The following is a 12,478-nucleotide window of genomic DNA, read 5'->3' on the forward strand; positions in this document are numbered from 1 at the left end:
GGGTGGCGGGGGAAGCCGGCCCGGGTCACACCGAGGCACAGGGGGCGGACTCCGCGGGCGCGCAGCAGCGCGTCGACGTGGCGGCTGCGGTCGTGCAGCGCGCCGTGGGTCCCCCACGCGGCGACGACGAGCCCGAGCGGATCAGCGGCGAGCGTGAAGTGCTCGGCGATCACGCGGTCGTTGTCTGGGCCGACGGGGTCGGGGTGGCCGTAGAGGGCCTTCGGGTCGGTGGAGCGCAGCGCGAACAGGTTGAGCACCAGCAGTCCGCCCGTGCCCCAGGTCCGGGCCCGGGCGATGCAGCGCGCCACGGTGGGGTCGACGCGGAAAGCGTCGGCGGTCGACGGGTTGCACATGACGAAGACGGTCAGTGGCCGATCGGGGTGCCAGCGGCGGGTCAGCGCGTACCGATACGTTCGGCAGGGTGAGAACGTGGCGGTGGCCTGCTCGTCGAGCGTCGCCGCGTGCTGGTCGGTGACCAGGTCGGTGTGCATAGACGCCCCTATCCAGCTTCGCGAATCACCGGAATGGAATTGAGCGGCGCGGCCCGCCGTGATGGACGGGCCGCGCCGGTGGTGCAGTCAGGCCGCGACTACGCGGCGACGGCGGCGCGGTCGGCCTTGCGGCGTTGGCGGACGCTCGTGGCGACGGACAGCCCGATGAAGACCAGGCCCAGGGAGCCGGTGACCCACTCCGGTGGGTGGACGCCGTACAGCTTGAGCAGCATCACGACGCCGAGGAACAAGATCGCCCAGTGGGCGCCGTGCTCCAGGTAGCGGTACTTCCCCAACGTCCCGGCCCGGACCAGGTGCACGGTCATCGACCGCACGAACATCGCGCCGGCACCGAGGCCGGCCATGATGACGAGCACGGACGTGGTGATCGCGAACGCGCCGATCACACCGTCGAAGGAGAAGCTGGCGTCGAGGACCTCCAGCCGCAGAAACATCACCGCGGCGGCCCCGCCGACGAGGACGGTCATCTTCGCCTTGCCGTCCTCGCCCCCTTCGAAAGCCGTCCCGAACAGATCGAGGCCGACGTGCAGAGCGATACCCATGATCGCGGCAGCGAGGACCATCGACCGTTGTTCGAGCGTGCCGCCGACGGTGAAGTACGCCGCGATGGCCGCGAGAACCATGACGAAGATGGTCAGGTTGTCGAACCGGCCCAGCGGGGCGAGCCGCCGCTCCAGCCAGCCGATCCAGTGCACGTCCTTCTCGGCGTCCATGAAGTACGCGATGCCGATCATCAGCAGGAACGTCCCGCCGAACGCGTCGATCATCGGGCCAGCCTTTTCGAGGTGATGTGCGTACTCCTCGGGATGGCTGACGGCGAGGTCGATGACCTCTACGAAGCCCAGTCCGGCCGCCAGCTGCACGATGACGATGGGCAGCACGAAACGCACGACGAACACCGCGACGAAGATGCCGACAGTCAGGAACAGCTTCTGCCAGAACGGGGACAGGCGAGTCACGAGCTTGCTGTTGACGACCGCGTTGTCGAAGCTGAACGTGATCTCCAGCGCGGTCAGGACGATCGCCGTGAACATCGCTGCCGGTCCTGCGCCGAAAGCGACCGCGCCCCACGCGACCAGGGTCACCAGGGCCGAGAACCAGTAGATCCGGATCAGGGACACCTTGGCTGGCTGCGCCGTGGTGCCCGGGGTATCGAGGACGGTGCTGCTCATCAGCGGTCAGGCCCCCTGCACGACGCCCGCGCGCTGCGCGGCGCTGATCCAGGTGTCCCACTCGTCGGCCAGCGCGTCGGCGAACTCCAGGTCGCTGACGGCGGACGGGTCGTTGAAGAACTTCGCGTCGACGTTGTCGAGCAGCCGCCGGTCGGCCGGCAGGTCGTCCAGCTCCTGCAGGTACGGCACCTCCCGGATCGCGATGAACTTCAGGAACACCGGGTAGCGGGCCAGGTCGACCACGATGTCGGTGGTCGGCGGCCGCGAGTCCGGGTTGCCGTCGGTGACGACCGCGCAGAACAGCGGGGCATCGGTGATGACGGCCATGTCCCGGACGACGCGCAGCGCCTCGTGCAGCCGGGTGCTACCCATGTCGCCCATGCCGCGCCAGATCTTCCGGTTGACCACGTCGCGGTAGGTGTCGACGGTGACCTCGACGGTCGGCAGCACCCGGTGGTCGAAGGGGACGACCGGCACGGTGCCGTCGACGTCGATCTGGAGGCTGAACCCGAGCACGCGCTCGACCAGCGTCTGAACCTTGCCGTTGGAGTAGTCGTTGAGCATGGACCCGGAATGGTCGAGCACGAGCACCGCCTGGGCGCGGATGCCGTTGAGGCCCTTCTTCGACAGGGCGAGCCCCGCCTTGTCCGCCCGCTTGGCCAGCTCGATGTGCCCGGCCTCGCGGACCTTGGAGATGTTGATCGCCGGAGCCCCGGCGGGGTCCTTGGTGAGCTTGACGGGGTGGGCGGGCGCCGGGCGGCTGGTGCGGTTCGATCCGAACACTGTGGTCTCCGATGTGGGGATGAGGTGCAACCGGGTGGGGATGGCGGGGCCGAGCCTGTGCCCGGCCCCGCCGGTCAGGAGAAGGGTCAGGCGATCTTGAAGGCGTTGACGAGGCCCTCGATCTCGTTCTTGAAGCCCTCACCGAGCGCGCGGAAGTTCCACGCCCCGTTGTGGCGGTAGAGCTTGCCGAAGATCAGCGCGTTGACGCCGTTGTCGGCGTCCTCGGTGAGGTCGAACCGGGCCAGCTCAGTCCCGGTGGACTCGTCGATGACGCGCACGAAGGCGTTCTCGACCACGCCGAAGGACTGTCCACCCCGCTTGCCGGCCTCGTAGATCGTCACCGCGATCCGCAGGTCGGTGGCGTCGGCGGGGAGCTTGGTCAGGTCGATGAGGATCTGCTCGTCGTCGCCCTGCGACGCGCCGGTCAGCTCGTCGCCCTGGTGGACGATCGCGTCGCTGGGGGACTTGAGGTTGCCGTAGTAGACGAACCAGTCCTTGCCGATGCTGACGCCGGCGTCGTTGAGGGCGATGATGCTGGCGTCGAGGTCGTAGTCCGGGCCGTCGGTCTTGCGGACGTCCCAGCCCAGCCCGACCCGGACCCGGGTGAGGGTGCCGCCGGCCTCCTTGTCGAGGTTGACCTTGCCGCCCTTGGTGAGGTTCACGGACATGCTGTTCTCCTTCTTGGGCTCGCCGCTGATGACGAGTCCGGTTGGGGTTGTGGACAGCTGCACGCCGATGGCTTGCAGCCACTGATTCGCGGGTGTGTCCCGCAGGGGGGTCAGCTCGCACGTGTCGGCGAACTGATCTGCTCGTGAGGCGTGCACGATGCCGGCGGCCACGACCGCCGTGCCGTTGAACCGGCCGACCTGGAGCCAGTCGTCGAGGCCGGCGACGGTGATCGCGTCGCCCCACTGGTTGGCCAGCCGGGCGCTGACGTACGCGTCCCGGCCGGCCATCAGCTCGACGCGGCGGGCGCCAGCGGTCGCCAGGAACCGGTGCAGGAAGTACCAGCGCCGGTTGGTGACCGCGAACGGCGCCGCCGGGAGGTCACCGTCGCGCAGACCGAGGTCCGCGCGACGGGCCGGCCGCCACCACGTCGACATCTCGTGCCCCTACCGGCCGCAGCTGGCGGGGTTGATCCGGCAAGCGGACTCAGCGGCGATGCGCCGCTGCAGCTCGGCGAACTCCTCGTTCGACATGCCGCGCAGGTCGCCGCTCGGTGCGGGCCCGGTGCTGCCCGGCGCTCCCGGAGTGCCGGTCGGGCCGTACTGGCTGCCGACGCCGTTGCCGCCGACGGCGGCCGCGGTGCCGCAGCGGTAGATGCTGCCGTCGGCGCGCAGCAGGCAGGTCGCCTTGTCGCCCTTGAGGTTCCCGGTTCCGGTGGCGCGGTAGAGAATGTTCTGGCCGGTGCCGAGGGTGGCCACCCAGGAGTCGCCGCCGGTGGGGATGACCTCGTAGACGCGGAACGTCTGCCAGTTCGGGATGTCCTGGTAGTCGGCCTTGATCTTGTCGAGGATCGCGCCGGGGGACACCCACACCGGATTCAGCTTGTGCACCGTGAGCGGGGCGAGCCCGAGCCCGGAGTGCCGGGCCGGCACGGTGGTGACCACGGAGATCGCGGTGGCCGACCCGCGTCCGGTCAGCGGGGTGACGTAGGTGGGCTGGCCGCCGGCGTCGAGCGTGAACTCGCTGTCGTTGCCGGAGTTGGTGTCGTCGTCCGGGGTCTCCCACCCGGCGCGGTTGAACACCCAGTCTGGGAACGAGCCGCTGCCTGCCGTAGCCTTCCGCTGCTGGGCGGCGAGGCTGAGCGGGTACGACGGGCCCGGAACCTTCGACGTGTTGGTGGTGATGGTCACCGCGCCGGTCTTGCCGTTGTAGAGCGCGACCCCGGCCGGCTTCTCGGTGACGACGAGGATGCCGACCTGCCGCTTCAGGGGAACCACCACGATCGGGGTGTCCCCGTCGCAGTAGGCGTAGGCGTCCTGGTCGGAGAACCGGACCCACCGCTGCTGCTGGGCGATCTTCCGGCCGAGGTTGTGGCTGAAGTTGCCGCTGATCCGGGCGTCCGCTCGGTTGCGGTCGAAGGCGCACTTCTTGTCGGCCTCACCGCGGCCCTGCAACGGGATCTGCTGCGTGAGCGCCACCTCGTAGCCCGACAGCCAGCCTCGCCGCGCGACCAGGGTCGCGTACCGGTCCTGGCCGGGAACGTAGGTGGTGTCGGCGATGTCGCCGGTGCTGTCGCCGAGGTTCGGCCGGGCCTGCGCCTGACCGACCTGGTAGGGGGCGCGGCCGGCGAGGGTCGGCACCGGCTCGCCGGTGACCTTCATGGTCGCGATGAGCGTGCGGTCCTGGTCGTACTGGGTGTGGGCGATCCACAGCAGGGCGCCGGCGGCGCCGATGAAACAGCCGAGCACGGCCATGCCGATCGCGGTTCGGTCGCTGGCGCCCTTGCTCATCGCGCCCCCGACCAAGGCGAAACCAACGGTGATGGCCACGAACACGGCGATGGCGAGCAGGACCGGCAGGATCGGCCGCACCTCCCACCACAGGATGGTGGAGTAGTAGGGGGCCAGCCCGACGCAGGCGGCGAGCAGCAGGAGCACGCCGCCGACGGTCAGCAGGGTCTTGGTGCGGGGGTTCATGCGAGCGCTCCAGTGACGGGGCGGATCGGCTCCGCCGGGATGGGGTCGTGGCAGGCGTCCCACAAGGCGGCGGACCACTCGCAGTCGCCCATCGCGGTGTGCCGGTCGAAGCGGGCCGGGTCGACGCCCACGAGGCGGGACAGGTCGTCGGACTTCTCCTCGCCGGTCAGGGGCACGCGGCGCCCGAGAAGCACTGCTCGGGCGAGAGTGGCGATGCACTCGGGCTTGTAGTGCCAGTTCGGCAGGAACCCGTGGGCGCGCATCCGGTCGCCGAGCAGTTCCTTGTCGAACGGCACGTTCGAGCCGATCAGGGTCGCGTGGCGGGTCACCCGCTCGACCTGGCGCATGACCTCGCGCTCGGGGTGGACGGTGAACGTGGGGGAGTGCGGGTTCACCTGGGGGTGTCGCTCGTAGAACCGGCCGACGTTCAAGGCGTCCGGGTCGGCGTTAGCCATGTCCAGGTCGTCGTGTTCGACGAGCCAGGAACCGCGCTCCTCCTCCCGGCCGGGGCGGCGCAGGATGTAGGCCACCTCCCACGCCCGCCTGTGCGGGGACGTGTTGGTGGTCTCGGTGTCGATGAAGCAGAGCGGCCGCTTCACTTGCTTCGCCTCGTGGTGCCGACGGTGGTCTTCTTCGTGGTGGTCTGGCGGGGCGTGTTCGCAGAGCTGGCCGGCTTCGGTGCCGTCACGCCGGTGGTCCGCACCGGCTGCGGCACGGACGTGGCGCTCGGCCGGGGCTCATGGGCCGAGGTCCAGCCGCGCGGCGGGGTGCGCCGGCCTTGGCTGACCCAGGACCAGGGGGTCCAGACGCCGTTGACGTAGCGGCCGCAGTCGTCCTCGCGCTTGGCGAGGTCCTCCTTGTCGCAGTCCTCGGCGGACTGGGTTGTGGTGTCGGTGGGCTCGACGTCCGGCGTGCCGCACGCGACCAGCGCTGCGAGCGTGCCGGCGGCGAAGAGCCGCTTCAGGGTGGGGATGGTCTGCATGGGGATGCTCTCCTCGGCGATCCGACGCGATGCCGCCCGTATAGACAGGAAGCTAGCATACTGTCTATACAGATGGCACGCATATTATCTATACGCAGGTCAGGGGGTGGAACACATTCGCGAAGTCAGAAAGCCGCTCCGGTATCCGACCGCGAACCCATCGGCATCCGCACCGACGCGGGCCGGACCGCGCCGACGAACCGCTCACCGATGGCGATGCGGGTCATACCCGTACGGCCCGAGAAGCCCAGCTCCAGCGGGCCGCGCTGGCGCACCGCCGAGCAGAAATCGGCCAGGTTCGCGCCGGCGTAGGAGATCTCCCCGACGGCCTCCACCCGGTCGTGCTCGGACAGCTGCCGGCGCAGATCGGGGAACTCCTCCAAGCTCCCCTCGACGTCGGCGCGCAGGGCGAGCATCCCGCCGATGCGCGGGCGGACCACCTTCAGGTGGCCGTGGTCGCACTCGATCGCCAGCGGCGTCAGGCCCCGCTTCGTCGGCAGCTTGAAGACCTGCACCAGCTTCTCGGCGTCCGGGCGGGGCAGCACCACCGCCCACGGCCGGTCCTTGCCGCCCCACGGGTCGACCGGCAGGCGCCCTTGGTCGCGGTCGTCGCCGGCCTCGGTGTCGTCGTGCGGATGCCAGGACGAGATCGCGATGCGGTTCAGGTCGGTGGCCAGGGCGTGCAACATCGAGCCGTCCCACTCCAGCCGGACGCAGTGCAGCGTCGGCAGGTCATCCTCCGGATAGGAGAACGGGATCACGTCGGCGAGCAGGCCGGTGAAGTCGAACGTCGAGATCTGAATGACCATCGTGGGTCTCCCTCAGCGGGCAGAAGTAGGCAGGGGATGAGGGATCAGAACGGGGGATCTTCGTCGAACCCGCCGCCGCGAGGCGTGCTGTGGGCCCACGGGTCCTCGCCCGCCCCGCCTCCGCCACCGGAGCGGGACATCTTCTGCACCTTCGCCGTGGCGTAGCGCAGCGACGGGCCGATCTCGTCGACCTCCAGCTCGATGACGGTGCGCTTCTCACCCTCACGGGTCTCGTACGACCGCTGGCGCAGTCGGCCGGACACGATCACGCGAGCGCCGCGCTGCAGCGACTCGGCGACGTTCTCGGCGGCCTGCCGCCAGACGGTGCAGGCGAGGAACAGCGGCTCGCCGTCCTTCCACTCGTTCGCGGTCTTGTCGAAGAACCGCGGGGTGGAGGCGACGCGGAACTTCGCCACGGCCGCGCCCTGCGGGGTGAACCGCAGCTCCGGGTCGTCGGTGAGGTTGCCGATCACGGTGATCGTGGTGTCTCCGGCCATGTCGGGGTGATCTCCTTGGCGCTGGTCAGCGGCTGACGCGGATGGGCATGAGCAGGTAACGGAAGGTCGGATCGGTCGCGCCGTCCGCACCGACCGGGGCGAACACCGCCGGCTTGAACGCGTCGACGAAGGACAGGGCCACGGTCGGTGTTCCGAGGTGGGCCAGGCCGTCGAGGAGCAGTTGCGGGTTGAAGCCGACGGCCAGCGGCTCACCTGTGAAGTCGGCGTCCATGAACTCGCTGCCCCGGGCGGCGTCGACACCGCCGGCCTCGACCACAAGGGCGTCACCGTCGAAGGTGAGCAGCACCGGCGCGGTCCGCTCGGCGACCAGCGCGATGCGCTTGACGACCTCGACCAGCCCAGCGGTGGAGACGCGGGCCTGACTGTTGGCGGCCTTCGGAAACAGGCTCAGCACCGGCGGGTAGTTCGCCGCGTCGAGCAGACGGCTGGTGCTCTGCCGGCCACCGGCGGCGAAGCCTGCAAGGCCCTCACCGCGCGCCAGGTCGGACAGCGACAGCTCCAGCTTCCCGCTGACCTGGCCGAGCACCTTCGCGGTGTCGTGCAGCGCCCGAGCCGGCACCAGCGCCGTCGGGTTGGTGTCGACGACCGGCTCCCAGGCCAGCTCCCGCACGGCGACGCGATACCGGTCGGTGGCGAACAGCCGCAGCGTCGCCCCGTCGACCTCGACCCGCACGCCGGTCAGCAGTGGGAGGGTGTCGTCGCGGCCGGCGGCCACAGAGACCTGCGCGACGGCCGCGGCGAACGCGGCGGCGTCGACCGCCCCCGCTGCGCCGGGCATCGCCGGCAGCGCCGGGTAGTCCTCCGCCGGCATCGTCGGCAGAGTGAACCGGGACGCCCCGCAGACCAGTTCCAGGTGCGCGCCGACCGCCGCGAGGTCAACCGGCTTGTTGGGCAGCGACTTGGTGATCTCGGCGAGCAGCCGCCCAGACACCAGCGCCGCGCCGGTGTCATGCACGGCCGCCGACAGGGTGTGCCGGTTCGCGGTCTCGTAGTCGTAGCCGGACACCCGCAGCTCGCCGCCGCCGGCTTCGAGCAGCACGCCGGCGACGACGGGAATGTGCGGGCGCGTCGGCAGCGCCTTCGCGGTCCACGCAACCGCGTCGGTGAACTGATCCCGATCGATGCGGAGCTTCATGCGAGCGTCCTCTCCGTGGTGGTACAGCGGCGTGCGGCGGACCGAGACGGCTCACGCGCGGCGACCGTGGCCGCGCCAGCGGGCCGGTGCTTGTGCCGGCGGACCCCTGCGGCGATGCGCAACCTGCCGGCCTGCCTCACCGACACCCGCATCTCCGCCGCGATCTCCTCGTCCGTCGCGCCGGCCGCCAGCAGCAGCCGCACGGCGCGGGCCCGGAACTCCTGCCGGTCCGGGATCGGCACCTGCGGGACCACGCACCGCGCGCAGGGAGCGACCGTTCCGCCGGCGTAGTCGACCTGCGGGTAGCCGCACTCGCACAGCGGCAGGGCGGTGCCCCGGTCGTTGTAGGCCACGCCAGCGCGGATCACGCCGGTCGGCGTGTCGTCGCGCTGACCAGCACGGCATACGGTCCCGTCCCGTTCCGGGCAGGCCCGACAGATCGCCAAGGCCAGGCGGTTGCCGCCGTCGCCGGTGTCCCACCAGTCCGACGGCAGGCCACGGCACAGACCACCCCCCAACGCCTGACGCCGTCGCGCCGGCAGGAGACCCGCCATCATCGGACGCCCCTGGCCACCCGCAGCCCACGGAACGGCCGCACCACCAGCTCGCCGTCCGGGCGGCGGAGCAGCACGTTGCGGGGCGTGTGCGTGCCCAGCGTCAGCAGCTGGTGCGCGGGCATTCGCTCGGTCTTGCGCTGCTGCCGCCACTGCACCAGCACGGTGACAAGCTGGCCGCGCTCCAGGTACGTCCGGCCGGTGATCACGCGCCCGCCCCCGCGAGTTGCCGGGGGGCCGGGAACTCGTCGTGCAGGTCACCGTCGAGCAGCCGCCCGGCGGCCTTCTTCCCGACCCGCCACACGGCCTGCCAGCTCCCGGTGTCCGGCACGTCGGCCTCGGCCCGGACGACCTTGCCGTCCTGCTGGCAGACCCACGCGCTAGGCCGCCGATCCCAGTCCGGCGCCCGACCGTCGGGCGAGATCGGGTCGGCCGCTGTCGGCATGTCCCAGGTGAACTCACCGTGCTGCTTGTGGTGAAACGGCACCCCCGCCTGGATGGCCTCGTTGCGCAGGGCCCGGAACCACGCCGGGTGCGACGGCCGGGCCTTGGGACCCGACTCGCCCTCAGTGATCAGCCAGTCCACGCCCGGCCGGGGCGGGTCGAAGTGCCGGCGCCGGACGTCGGTGTACTGCCGGCTGACGATCCCGTGCCGGACCGCGACCTCCGCGACCTGCTGGCTGCTCGGGCGCGGCCGGGCCAGGTAGCGGGCCAGGCTGACCGCGCCCAGCAGCGGCGCCGCCGACACGAACCGCACCGCGGCGGGAACGCGCAGGAGCACCGGGATCCGCTCGTCGGCGAACCGCTGCGTCTCCGCCGACACACCGACCCACACGTTCGGCGGCCAGTCGTCGTCCCAGCGGGCCATCCGGGCGACGTGCTGCGGCCGCTTGGTCAGCAGCATCCAGGTCAGCGCCGGGGTCTGCTCGATCAGGTCCCACAGCCGCTCGCGGGCGTCGACCACGGCCGGGTGGTCCTCGAACACGTCGGCCATCGAGGCGCAGAACACCCGCACCTGCTCACCGCTGGCCAGCGCCTTGCGGTTCCACGTCAGCGGCCGACGCCAGTACGCCTCGGACATCATCCGGCGCTCGCCCTTGGAGCCCCAGGCGTCGATGCCCCACCGGTTACTGTCGCGCTCGGCGTAGCAGAACCGGCACGCCGGCGACACCTTCCGGCACCCCCACCAGCAGTTGAAGGTGTGGTGCGCCCAGGAGATCGCGGTGAACTCAGCCACGGCTGGCCCCCGAGTGCGCCTCGCGCGGCCGCCCGCACTGGTCGGCGTCGTCGCCCTCGCCGAGCCACACCGCGCACCAGGTGCCGCGGCCGCCGAACTTGGAGTCGTCGCCGCCAGGTACGAAGTCGTGGACAGGCCCCCCGGTCACCACCGGCGGCTCCCACCCCTCCGACCCGGCCAGGTCGGCGAGGGCGAACAGCGTGCCGGCGTGCCACGTGCCGCCGAGCACGTCGCGGTGCGCGGCGTCCGCGTGCGGGCGCAGCACGCACGGCAGGTCCGGCAGGCCCTCGCGCGCGGCGTGGCACCACTGGCCGGTGACGGCCGGCACGAGCCGGCGCACCGACAGGCGCACGCCCGGCCGGTCCAGGGCCTCCGGGTCCTCCCTGGGGTAGACCTTGGCCAGCCGGTCGAACTCGATGAGCCGGGCGTCGTCGGCCAGCGCGCCGGCCGTCTTCAACGCGTCCTCGGTCGAGCGGAGCAGCTTCGAGGCGTCGGGGTAGGTGGTCGGCCAGGTCTGGCGGCCCTTGGGCGCTGCCGTCGGCTTGGCCATCGTGAACACCATCCGGCCGACCAGCGGCCCGTCCAGCGGGAACGCCTTCCGCTGCTCGCGGGGCATGCGGTGGATCGCGTCACGGGCGGCGGCGTTGACCAGGGCGCGCCACGGCTTGACCTTCTTCGACGACTCGACCATGACGAGCCGGCCGGTCTTCGGGTTGCGGCCCTTCGGCGTCTTGGAGCCCTGCGGGCCCGGGGTGCCGTACACCACGACCCGCAGGCACAGCGCCCGATCGGCGGCCGGAGCGACCGGTTCAGTCATGGCTGTACTCGGTGAGGGTGATGCCGCTACGGCGGACCCGGACGTGGCAGTGGTCGCCGAAGGCGTCGAGGAGCACGTCGTCGAAGTGGCCCGACTGGATGGCGATGGACAGGTCCCGCACCCGGTCGTAGCGGGCTTCGTCGGGGCCCACGTACGCGCTGTACTCGTACGAGCGGGTGGTGCGGTTGTACGTCCCGGGCCGCTCGCCGAGGGTGGGGTGGGTGCTGAACTCCAGCTCGTAGGTGTCGTCCTCGGCGTCCCAGTCGTCGTCGGCGGCCGGCGGGTTGTCGCTGGTGGTGCGGAACCACGGCTCGCACACGCCGAACTCGCACGCGTCGCCGTCGTTGAAGTACGGGGTGTACTGCCGCCACCCGAACTCGACGATGGTCGGATCGTCGATGACCGCGCGCAGCAGCGGCTCCAGCTCCGACAGCGGACGCTGCTCCTTGCGGTCCTTACTCCGGTTGATCTGCCCGTCGATCGGGATGCCGAGGAAGTTGTGGGTCGGGGTGGTCATGCGCTCTCGGCTCCTTCAGAGGCGGGGATGCTGGTCAGCAGGTGGGACAGGGGAACCTCGCGGCGGCGGGCGCCGGACATCCACGGCTGGATCGGCATACCGCCGATGTAGTCGGCGGGGCTGGGTAGCCAGCCGAGGTCCTCCAGGACGTGCTGCTCGGCGATGAGCCGCACCGGCACGTCGACGGACCCGTGGGTGCGGGCGACGGTGATGGTTCGACCGAACACCTGCTGGCACAGCCACACCCCGGTGGTGTGGTGGTAGAGCGAGCGGTGCCGGACGTCGCCGATGACCTGCTTGGACGAGTCGATGAACTCGTGGATGGCGATGTAGTCCTCGGGCCGGCCGCCCCACTTACGGGCGGCGGAGACGGCGTGGTGCCAGCTGTTCATGCCGTCAGCCCCTCGGTTCCGTCGGGCCAGACGATGCGCGGCTCCACCCGGACGGCCCGCCCGTCGTGGACCTCCACCCGCCAGATGTCGCCGGGCTCGTCGCCCGTGCACGTCAACCGGCCGGTGAAGGTGCGCCCCTCACCGAACAGGTCGATGATCTTCTGGACGTGGTCAAGGAGGTTGTAGGCGCAGTACCGCTCCGGCATGGCCCCGGTGATCGCGACGGCGACACGCCGGACGGTCGAGCCGTCGCCCCCCTCGGCGACCTGCTCGACCACGCGCAGCACGCAGTCCATGTCCACGATCCGGCGGTGCGGCGGACCGACGAAGCGGCTGCCGTCGAGGATCGACCACGGGATCGGCGGGCTGATCTGGATGGCCCCGGTGACGCGGGTGCGGTAGCCCATC

17 protein-coding genes are annotated in these 12,478 nt (G+C 71.0%); all 17 read right to left on the reverse strand.

What is annotated here, in order from left to right; genetic code table 11:
• Positions 1-491: DUF1643 domain-containing protein (locus ABD52_RS05235; RefSeq protein WP_047890963.1), on the reverse strand; the 491-nt coding region annotated here is incomplete at its 3' end.
• 98 nt (positions 492-589) lie between these two features.
• Positions 590-1,684: a DUF475 domain-containing protein gene (locus ABD52_RS05240; RefSeq protein WP_047890964.1), complete on the reverse strand. Its 1,095-nt coding sequence runs from the start codon at positions 1,682-1,684 to the stop codon at positions 590-592.
• A gap of 6 nt (positions 1,685-1,690) precedes the next feature.
• Entirely contained in the window at positions 1,691-2,467 is a 777-nt protein-coding gene (locus ABD52_RS05245; protein ID WP_053065289.1) for a VWA domain-containing protein, read from the reverse strand.
• Between the two features lie 86 nt (positions 2,468-2,553).
• Positions 2,554-3,570, reverse strand: a complete 1,017-nt coding sequence (locus ABD52_RS41570; protein ID WP_304413816.1) for a TerD family protein — start codon at positions 3,568-3,570, stop codon at positions 2,554-2,556.
• A gap of 9 nt (positions 3,571-3,579) precedes the next feature.
• Positions 3,580-5,109 (reverse strand): hypothetical protein, encoded by a 1,530-nt coding sequence (locus tag ABD52_RS05255; RefSeq protein WP_047890965.1) that lies wholly within the window; start codon positions 5,107-5,109, stop codon positions 3,580-3,582.
• Positions 5,106-5,708 (reverse strand): hypothetical protein, encoded by a 603-nt coding sequence (locus ABD52_RS05260; protein WP_047890966.1) that lies wholly within the window; start codon positions 5,706-5,708, stop codon positions 5,106-5,108. The genes ABD52_RS05255 and ABD52_RS05260 overlap by 4 nt, the downstream gene beginning before the upstream one ends.
• Positions 5,705-6,091 carry a hypothetical protein gene (locus ABD52_RS05265; RefSeq protein WP_047890967.1) on the reverse strand — a complete coding sequence of 129 codons (387 nt, stop codon included), beginning with the start codon at positions 6,089-6,091 and terminating at the stop codon, positions 5,705-5,707. Before ABD52_RS05265 ends, ABD52_RS05260 begins: the two co-directional genes overlap by 4 nt.
• Positions 6,092-6,216: 125 nt before the next feature.
• Positions 6,217-6,900 (reverse strand): hypothetical protein, encoded by a 684-nt coding sequence (locus tag ABD52_RS05270; RefSeq protein ID WP_047890968.1) that lies wholly within the window; start codon positions 6,898-6,900, stop codon positions 6,217-6,219.
• Positions 6,901-6,944: 44 nt separating this feature from the next.
• Entirely contained in the window at positions 6,945-7,397 is a 453-nt protein-coding gene (locus tag ABD52_RS05275; RefSeq protein ID WP_047890969.1) for a single-stranded DNA-binding protein, read from the reverse strand.
• Positions 7,398-7,422: 25 nt separating this feature from the next.
• The gene (dnaN, locus tag ABD52_RS05280) at positions 7,423-8,553 is read right to left on the reverse strand and encodes a DNA polymerase III subunit beta (protein WP_047890970.1); all 1,131 of its coding nucleotides are present in this window, start codon (positions 8,551-8,553) and stop codon (positions 7,423-7,425) included.
• The gene (locus tag ABD52_RS05285; RefSeq protein WP_047890971.1) at positions 8,550-8,921 is read right to left on the reverse strand and encodes a hypothetical protein; all 372 of its coding nucleotides are present in this window, start codon (positions 8,919-8,921) and stop codon (positions 8,550-8,552) included. The genes dnaN and ABD52_RS05285 overlap by 4 nt, the downstream gene beginning before the upstream one ends.
• 185 nt (positions 8,922-9,106) lie before the next feature.
• A complete protein-coding gene (locus tag ABD52_RS05290) occupies positions 9,107-9,316 on the reverse strand; it encodes a hypothetical protein (RefSeq protein ID WP_047890972.1) in 210 nt (69 codons plus the stop codon).
• Positions 9,313-10,344 carry a DUF5131 family protein gene (locus ABD52_RS05295; protein WP_047890973.1) on the reverse strand — a complete coding sequence of 344 codons (1,032 nt, stop codon included), beginning with the start codon at positions 10,342-10,344 and terminating at the stop codon, positions 9,313-9,315. Before ABD52_RS05295 ends, ABD52_RS05290 begins: the two co-directional genes overlap by 4 nt.
• Entirely contained in the window at positions 10,337-11,161 is an 825-nt protein-coding gene (locus tag ABD52_RS05300; protein ID WP_235437350.1) for a hypothetical protein, read from the reverse strand. The genes ABD52_RS05295 and ABD52_RS05300 overlap by 8 nt, the downstream gene beginning before the upstream one ends.
• Positions 11,154-11,678: a hypothetical protein gene (locus ABD52_RS05305; protein ID WP_047890974.1), complete on the reverse strand. Its 525-nt coding sequence runs from the start codon at positions 11,676-11,678 to the stop codon at positions 11,154-11,156. Before ABD52_RS05305 ends, ABD52_RS05300 begins: the two co-directional genes overlap by 8 nt.
• Positions 11,675-12,070 (reverse strand): hypothetical protein, encoded by a 396-nt coding sequence (locus tag ABD52_RS05310; RefSeq protein WP_047890975.1) that lies wholly within the window; start codon positions 12,068-12,070, stop codon positions 11,675-11,677. The genes ABD52_RS05305 and ABD52_RS05310 overlap by 4 nt, the downstream gene beginning before the upstream one ends.
• Positions 12,067-12,477 carry a DUF6205 family protein gene (locus tag ABD52_RS05315; protein WP_047890976.1) on the reverse strand — a complete coding sequence of 137 codons (411 nt, stop codon included), beginning with the start codon at positions 12,475-12,477 and terminating at the stop codon, positions 12,067-12,069. The genes ABD52_RS05310 and ABD52_RS05315 overlap by 4 nt, the downstream gene beginning before the upstream one ends.
• Position 12,478 lies beyond the last annotated feature (1 nt).

This window comes from Micromonospora sp. RV43 (assembly GCF_001029515.1).
In the GTDB taxonomy this organism is placed as follows: Bacteria; Actinomycetota; Actinomycetes; order Mycobacteriales; family Micromonosporaceae; genus Micromonospora; species Micromonospora aurantiaca.

Excerpts from the sequence above, each read along its gene's own strand:
- ABD52_RS05310 (WP_047890975.1), bottom strand. The coding sequence starts at position 12,070 with ATGAACAGCTGGCACCACGCCGTCTCCGCCGCCCGTAAGTGGGGCGGC.
- ABD52_RS05255 (WP_047890965.1), bottom strand. The coding sequence starts at position 5,109 with ATGAACCCCCGCACCAAGACCCTGCTGACCGTCGGCGGCGTGCTCCTG.
- ABD52_RS05275 (WP_047890969.1), bottom strand. The coding sequence starts at position 7,397 with ATGGCCGGAGACACCACGATCACCGTGATCGGCAACCTCACCGACGAC.
- ABD52_RS05240 (WP_047890964.1), bottom strand. The coding sequence starts at position 1,684 with ATGAGCAGCACCGTCCTCGATACCCCGGGCACCACGGCGCAGCCAGCC.
- ABD52_RS05265 (WP_047890967.1), bottom strand. The coding sequence starts at position 6,091 with ATGCAGACCATCCCCACCCTGAAGCGGCTCTTCGCCGCCGGCACGCTC.
- ABD52_RS05300 (WP_235437350.1), bottom strand. The coding sequence starts at position 11,161 with ATGACTGAACCGGTCGCTCCGGCCGCCGATCGGGCGCTGTGCCTGCGG.
- ABD52_RS05315 (WP_047890976.1), bottom strand. The coding sequence starts at position 12,477 with ATGGGCTACCGCACCCGCGTCACCGGGGCCATCCAGATCAGCCCGCCG.
- ABD52_RS41570 (WP_304413816.1), bottom strand. The coding sequence starts at position 3,570 with ATGTCGACGTGGTGGCGGCCGGCCCGTCGCGCGGACCTCGGTCTGCGC.
- ABD52_RS05270 (WP_047890968.1), bottom strand. The coding sequence starts at position 6,900 with ATGGTCATTCAGATCTCGACGTTCGACTTCACCGGCCTGCTCGCCGAC.
- dnaN (WP_047890970.1), bottom strand. The coding sequence starts at position 8,553 with ATGAAGCTCCGCATCGATCGGGATCAGTTCACCGACGCGGTTGCGTGG.
- ABD52_RS05305 (WP_047890974.1), bottom strand. The coding sequence starts at position 11,678 with ATGACCACCCCGACCCACAACTTCCTCGGCATCCCGATCGACGGGCAG.